Here is a 6900-nt window from a genome sequence, read left to right on the forward strand (position 1 = left end):
GGGGGTTGGAGCTTTTCGCACAAGTCTCCAACCCCTTCGAGCCTTAAGGCTTACTATGGCTTCCGTCCAATTTATTAAGAATAACCCAGACGACAGGTTGTTTAAAAACATTATCCCAATGTCAAGGGAAACCCATCGTGGGCCGCGCGGTGACTATGGCTTGACAATTTTGGCATTGCCAAAGGCGGTGCGCACCACGTAGACGCCGCGAGGCAGGTGTGCCAGCTCCACGCTGTTGGTGCCCTCTCTAAGCATCACATTTGCCACACATTGCCCACTGGGAGCGTAAAGGCGCATGGCGCAAGCTTGCGGCACGACGAGCGTGAGACGACCTGCGACGACCTCTGGCGAGACGACGAACGAGCCGGGGCGCTTGTGAGCGACGATGGAATTGCTGATATTCTCGTCCTGACTCGGTTCATCATTGCCAATCGATTGTGCCTTGGTGTAGGCGAGAGGGTCATGAAGGAAGTCGAAAGTGTCACCGTGTGTCCGTCGGCCTAAATCAGCGCGGGGCAACCCGTCATCCTCGTCTGGCTCGTAATAGTCGTAATAGGAATAGCTGCGCACATAGAATGGCACTTGGCTGTTGGCTCTGAAATACATGCGATCGTCACCCTCCACTTGGTACTGCAAATTGGCGTAAGCCACGCCTTGCAACAGCGACGCTGTCGGAAACACCACGTCCAAATAGCCGTAGCCTGGGCGCATGACGACATTGCGGCGCAGGTACATGTTGGTGGATGGGTTGGAGCTGCCATAGGCTTGGGTGAGATAGAAGCAGACATCGCCTTTGTAGCCTGTCCGCGAGTAGAGCGAGTAGCGCACCGTGAGGCTGCCTTGTGGCAGGTAGGCGACGGCATAGTCTGAGCCTAACCAGCTGTTACCCTGCTTGAAATATGCCGTTCGCAGGACAATATCGCCATGCTGTGGTTGCGGTGTTGGCTCGGGCTTGTCGGCAGTGCGTATGGTGAGTTGTCCCACATGGTTGTTGGATGGGTCTTGTCCAAGAGGGGCATAGAAGTCTTTCCCTTGGTGGTGGAACGCCAACAAGAGGTGGTATTTGGTTCCCTCGTCGGTCCCATCACCGTTTGTGAGCCTCGCAAACGCATCGTTGGTGTAGAAGGTATAGCGCATGCTCTGTCCTCGCTCAATGGCAGTGACGCCTGAGGAAATCAGCGTTGGTGTAGCGTGGCTTGCGTTGGCTGGAATGGCGTATAGCTTGATATCGCCATTGTACTTGCCACCTTTGTTGACTACGGTGAAGGGTATCTTGATGTGCTCGCCCTCTTGCGCATAAGCAAATGTTTGGAGCGCTACTATAAGATTTGGCTTGTCGACCACGGGTGTGGGTGTGGGTGTGGGCGTAGGTTGCTCACCCTGCACGGTGAGCGTGCCAGCTTGCTCTTGCAGCGCCACGAACTTTGCATCCTTGACATAGCAGATGGCGAGACGGTAGTCGGCTGGGGCGAGTTCGTCGGTGTTGACGCTGAAGGTTATCGCGCGCTGACCGGCAGCGCGTATAAGCGTGGTTTGTCGGTCCACCATATGTGAGTATGGGTCAGACTCGCTCTTGTACACGGCGAGGGCCACCTGCCCCACATAGTTGTCGTTGCCCTTGTTGCCCACCGTAATCTCAATGGTGGCTTTGCCGCCCTGCTTGATGGTGTAGTGTGGTTTTTGAGCGCTGGCGATGTATAGCTGTACGCTCTTGGGCTCCGGTTCGGGTTGTTCGTCATCCTCATTGCCCTCGCCGTCCTGTTGTTTGTCGGGTTGCAGGTAGCGTAGCATTTGCTGGTGATAGGCGTATCCGCCGCTGCCGCCGCCAATGCCCTCTTGCCCAGGCAGCATCACGTCGAGGTTGTACCATCCGTTTTGCGAGCGGTTCCATCCCCAGTCCACATGCACCATGCCGTCGGCCTTGATACCGTCGAGGACGAAGCAATGGCCTCCTCCTTGCGAAAATCCCGCGTAGACCACGGGACCGTAGTCTTTAAGCTCCGCGTGGATATTCTCCAGCCATGCCGCCTTCCTGTAGTTGTTACGCTCGAGGAAGCGCACGTCTTTCTTGTATCCGAAGTTGTTGGCCAACGCTTCCGGCGCATTGTACACATAAGCTCCGCTGCCGCCCACGAAGGCTGGATTGTAATCCATCTGCAAGGCATAGCCCACGTCGCGCAAGAGTCGTCCGATATTGTCCGCCTGTTTGTCGGTGAGCATGGTGCGTGTCGCCCTGTCATAGCCTCCGCTCGTGATTGCCGCGGGCATTTGTTTCCAATCGTAAGGGGCGTTCTCGCTACCCGCTCCGTCAAAGTTGAGCCGCATCGGATATTGCCCTTTCCACCAGTATTCTGTTTTGCCATGTGGGTGGTTGGGCCACTTGTGCCATCTCAACACAGTAGATATTGCCGTCGCCACGCATCCCGACACGGTGGGGTATACTGTCCCTTTGTACTTGTAGTTGGGCGCATATAGGTTGAATGGCCACGCCTGCCCCCACGATATGGGGTAAGGAAGCTGGTTGCGTCGGTCGCTATCGTAGCCGAGCAATGGCTCTATGTCAGTGCGGTCGGCGGCGCGGGTTGGCACGGCGGCTTGGGCGTGCGACTGATGGTTGAGCACCCATTGGATTTGTCGCTGGTATTCATCGAACAACCAATGTATGGAGGGGTGTCGCATGATGACATCCCGCGTGAGCGTTCCCTCCTTGGAGTATGCCAAGATGGGCACGACACGGTCGTCGCCAGCCACGACGACAAAGCCGTTGTCGCTGCCGTTGTTGATAACATAGTAGAGTGCTTGGCTCGCGTTGGCTCGCGCGGCGGAGCGTGTGGTGGCGACCGTTTGATGACCGGTGGCGACCTGTGGGCTGTACGCCACGGATATGTTCTGCCCACTGATGTAGCCTTGCGCGCCAATGAAGCTACGCGCTATGCGCAACGCCTTGTCCTTACCTATGGGGGCGGAGGTTGCCAGCAAGCACAACATCAAGGACAGTGGCAAGAGTAATAATCGTTTCATGGAAAAACTTTTAGGATTATTTGACTGAACAATGGTAAAACGATATTGTGGGAAAGTGAAACTATCCGAGGGGTTCTTGGCGGATTTCGTATTGGCACAGCCATGAGGCTAACGAATAAAACGAGCAAGTCCGACGGATAGTTCCATTTGATCCGGAAAGGAATTCTTTTGGATTATTCCATGTACCTTATCTTATCCACAGTGACGTAGAGCTTGACCATCCTGTTGCTTCCATTCGTGGTCAGCGTTAAGACGATAGGCTTTTTTTCCTTGTAGTACTCAAGGATATCGCTTAGCGGAAGACTCTGCGGCATTATGCTGTACTGGACCCTTGATACCTTGCCGGCTGTTGCTTGGTGCTCGTTGAAGAGGTTAGGTGCAAACGCCAAGTAGCATCTGTCACACATGTCCTCCACGGTCTCACTTGACTCCCTTGTAATCTCGAAATATGAAGTGGTCTTGGTTTCGAAGTCTACTTTTGGCTTGTCGTACTGCACTTTGAAATCGTGTGCCTTCCACAACGACCTCATATTCATCTTTGGGTCGCCCTCAAGGTACATCATCAAGTCGCCCCTAATTTGTGCGTATTTGTCACCGAAAAATCCGTCGCCCATGCCGTCGATGCCTTCGATTTTGAAGACGAGGCGCACCTTATTGAAGTCTTGTACAAACTCGCGACGCGTAACGCTGTATGTGCTTGATGCCTGCACGCGAGCCAAGGAATTGTCAACGGCAAACCTAAGCTGGAAGCTCACAGGGTGCAGCTGATTGAAAGGAACTTGCTGCGCGAGGAATGTCTTCACGGCATCGAGGTTGGCGCTTGCCACTTGGTTCTGCAAGGTCTGTCCGCCTCCGAGCATCGTGATGTGGATGTCGCTGTTCTCCAAGAGTTTCTTGTACTTTACCTCATCGTTCGCATTGATGTCGACAATGCCCTTGATTTTCTTCACGGCGATGTCGAGCGCTTGCTGCACTTCCTTCTCGTCGGCATCCGTGTCAATGCACAGGTAGAGAATGCGTCCGTAGTTGATGGCAGAAACGTATACCGGCTGGCAGTTTTCCAAGTATGTCCTGTCCACCGACTGAAAGATGGTAGGGGTGTTTCTTGGCGCATCGACGATGACGCTTGGACCTTTTTGTATGACTTTCGCAAGGATGTGGTTCTTCTTCTTGGAGAAGTTGAAACCGAAACTGGAAGCGAAGTCAACGATGGGGCTCTTCACCGCCAAGCCCAGCTTTGTCGCCAGCTCTTCGTTGCTGTTTACCTTTTCGACAGACTCCAGCAGGATATTGGAACCCTCCTTGTAGGAGATGTTAGCCCATTTGTTGAGGGTCTGCTGATAGTCGCTATAACGGGGATTGTGCACGGTTTGGGTAGAAGCGTGGGAGTCGGCCTCATTCTCAGGATTAAGGTTGAGCGTCCAGGTAACATCGCCTAACTCGCAGTCGGAGATAGTAGCATACGTACCGTCGATGATAGAGTTGCCTTTGAGGGCGCATCCCGGGTAGATGATGTCCGTTCTTGGGTCAAGCAAAATCATCTCGTTGAAAGTGTTATTCAACTTGTAGTTCGTCGTAGTCACCACCCAATAGCCCGGTATGCCGTTTACATGATCCTTACTGCCGGGAGTGACGGACGGAATACCTATCATTTCGGGTTGACCTGTTCCGGGCTGGATAGGCGTTCCATTGTCCTTTGCCATGCCAGGCGCGTACGGTAAGCTCATAAGATACCCCTTCACGTCACCTGCTTTAAGCGTGTTGTCGCCAGGAGTCCATCGCTCGAAATATACACGATCTATATCCGTGGCATTGAAAGTCTTCTCCTCGCCACGCTTGGTCTTCACCTTCATGACGTAACTTTGTGCGCTCGTGCACAGCACTCCGCCCACGAGCAACAAACTGAGTAAAATTCTTTTTCTCATATTTATATATATTATTGGTTAATGATTTTTATGGCTTGATTGCCCTCTTTGATAACATACGCGCCCTTGGGCCGCATGGTGAGGTCTATGTCAACACACCCTGTAGGCGAAGCCATATAGCGAGCTACCAGCTGGCCGTTGATGTCGAACAGCCTGAGTTCGGCGTTGGCATTAAGTCCCTCGTAGTAAACATGCCCATTCGCCATCCTGCGGCTCATGCCACTCTCCGCTACCTTGTCCACACCGTCCGGCTTGTCGTCCTTCGAAACATAATAGCATTGTAGATCCATGATGTCAAATTCCTGCCGGTGGTTGCTGCCATCAGTGGCGACCAGCGTTGTGCCTTGCAATGAAAATTTGGGGGCGTCGTTCAAGACAAATGTTATTTTTGTCCCCGACTTCATTTGGAACACCAATAAATCTGTTGCATGAAGTTTGTTTGTACATAATGCGATGAAACACATTACCATACACAATTTGTTTACTTTTTTCATGTTACTATTTTTGATATTGTACATTAAGATTTTCTCTATGTTCAAAATTAAAATAAAAATCTTGAATATTACACAAAACGCTCTCTTTTTTTTTGCGAAAAAAAATGTATTGTAGGGATATTCCGTTAAATTCTAACTAATTGTTTGGCGCATGATATATTATTTGCAACTTGTACCCACCCAAAAAGACCCATCACAGACAAAATCGGGGAATTTGACTCCAAAACACCGCCATTCTTACCACAAGGCAGATGGCGCATAGCACGAAAAGGGCAACTTGACAAAAAATTAAAGTAATTTCATAGTTCCACAGAAAAGGTATGGAAGGGACAAGTGCGTCTATCCGTCTCATCATTTCAAATTTTTGAGCGAAAAATACGCCAAATTCTTTTCAAAGAATATTTTTTAAGGAAAGAATATAGTATTTGACAGCCTATTGAGATTTTCCCAAAGCTTAACTGAAGTTTCTATCGTGGCAAATTTTGCGCATTCTGAATTTACTGATTTTTTCTAAAAAATGGGTGTGGCAAGCCAATCGCCCACAAAACAAAAAGAGGATACGCCAACCAAGTGGCACATCCTCAAAACGTATAAAGAACTGACGAGGGTTATGCCAAGCAGGCGTTCACCATCCACACCGCTTTTTCCTGTCCTACAAGGAAATCGTCCATCAAGGCTACCGTCACCTCGTCATTTGCCTCCCCGGCCGCGGCGATGACAGCGCGCTCACTGGCAATCAACACCTTCAGCGTGTTGAGTATGAGCTGCATGGCCTCTGTCTCTGCGTCAATGTCATTTTTCTCTTTGAGCGTAGCGATTTTGAGCAACTCACTGAAACGGTTCTCGGGCTTGCTGTCGAGTTGCAACAAACGCTCCGCTACTTCGTCTATCTTGCTTGCCACATCGTTGTACTGTTTCTCAAACTCCTCATGCAGTTGAAAAAAAGATTTGCCCTTGATGTTCCAGTGCAGGCCGCGCAGATTCATGTAGTACACGTGGAGATCCGCCAAGAGTTGGTTGAGACCGCTGACCACACTGCTTATTTTTTTCTCATCTAATCCTAATACTTCTAAATTTTTCATTTTCTCTTAACTTTAAATTTTTGAATTTGTTTGATGCCTCTATCGCCAATTTGAGGGATAGGCGTTGTATTTCGCCTTGGCTCGAGTGGATTGTCCTTGCCACCCAAGCAGTAGCCAAACCAACGAAACACTTTGCAAATATACAAAGAAATATTGGGACATACTGATACATTGGCAATAACACCCTTAAAAATCATCAGAAATGATGAGCAAGTTTGCACATATCGAAAGCAGAGGGTCACCCTTTCGTGTCATGTCCCCACCAGCGGTTTTACACAAAAAACAGTTGCCTACCAATATCTTGGTATCCATGTCCACTCGGTTACGCCCTTGTACGCCTTTCGGCTGATGGGCACGACGTAGCCCTCCCCCCCCCCC

At 50.6% G+C, this 6900-nt stretch carries 5 protein-coding genes; all 5 read right to left on the reverse strand.

The annotated features are described in order from the left end of the window. Positions 1 to 153: 153 nt before the first annotated feature. A complete protein-coding gene (locus HMPREF1640_RS04325; RefSeq protein WP_081935271.1) occupies positions 154 to 3021 on the reverse strand; it encodes a C10 family peptidase in 2868 nt (955 codons plus the stop codon). A gap of 173 nt (positions 3022 to 3194) precedes the next feature. Next, positions 3195 to 4946 carry a thiol-activated cytolysin family protein gene (locus tag HMPREF1640_RS12535; protein ID WP_081935272.1) on the reverse strand — a complete coding sequence of 584 codons (1752 nt, stop codon included), beginning with the start codon at positions 4944 to 4946 and terminating at the stop codon, positions 3195 to 3197. A gap of 11 nt (positions 4947 to 4957) precedes the next feature. After that, positions 4958 to 5440 carry a T9SS type A sorting domain-containing protein gene (locus HMPREF1640_RS04335; RefSeq protein WP_156098709.1) on the reverse strand — a complete coding sequence of 161 codons (483 nt, stop codon included), beginning with the start codon at positions 5438 to 5440 and terminating at the stop codon, positions 4958 to 4960. A gap of 608 nt (positions 5441 to 6048) precedes the next feature. Beyond that, on the reverse strand, positions 6049 to 6522 hold the full coding sequence (locus HMPREF1640_RS04340) for a Dps family protein (protein WP_036892751.1): 474 nt from the start codon (positions 6520 to 6522) through the stop codon (positions 6049 to 6051). Positions 6523 to 6708: 186 nt separating this feature from the next. Continuing rightward, positions 6709 to 6900, reverse strand: a 192-nt coding sequence (locus HMPREF1640_RS13620; RefSeq protein WP_231565832.1) for a hypothetical protein, incomplete at its 5' end; no start/stop codon positions are given.

This window comes from Prevotella sp. S7-1-8 (assembly GCF_000758925.1).
Taxonomy (GTDB): Bacteria; Bacteroidota; Bacteroidia; order Bacteroidales; family Bacteroidaceae; genus Prevotella.

Excerpts from the sequence above, each read along its gene's own strand:
- HMPREF1640_RS04325 (WP_081935271.1), bottom strand. The coding sequence starts at position 3,021 with ATGAAACGATTATTACTCTTGCCACTGTCCTTGATGTTGTGCTTGCTG.
- HMPREF1640_RS12535 (WP_081935272.1), bottom strand. The coding sequence starts at position 4,946 with ATGAGAAAAAGAATTTTACTCAGTTTGTTGCTCGTGGGCGGAGTGCTG.
- HMPREF1640_RS04335 (WP_156098709.1), bottom strand. The coding sequence starts at position 5,440 with ATGAAAAAAGTAAACAAATTGTGTATGGTAATGTGTTTCATCGCATTA.
- HMPREF1640_RS04340 (WP_036892751.1), bottom strand. The coding sequence starts at position 6,522 with ATGAAAAATTTAGAAGTATTAGGATTAGATGAGAAAAAAATAAGCAGT.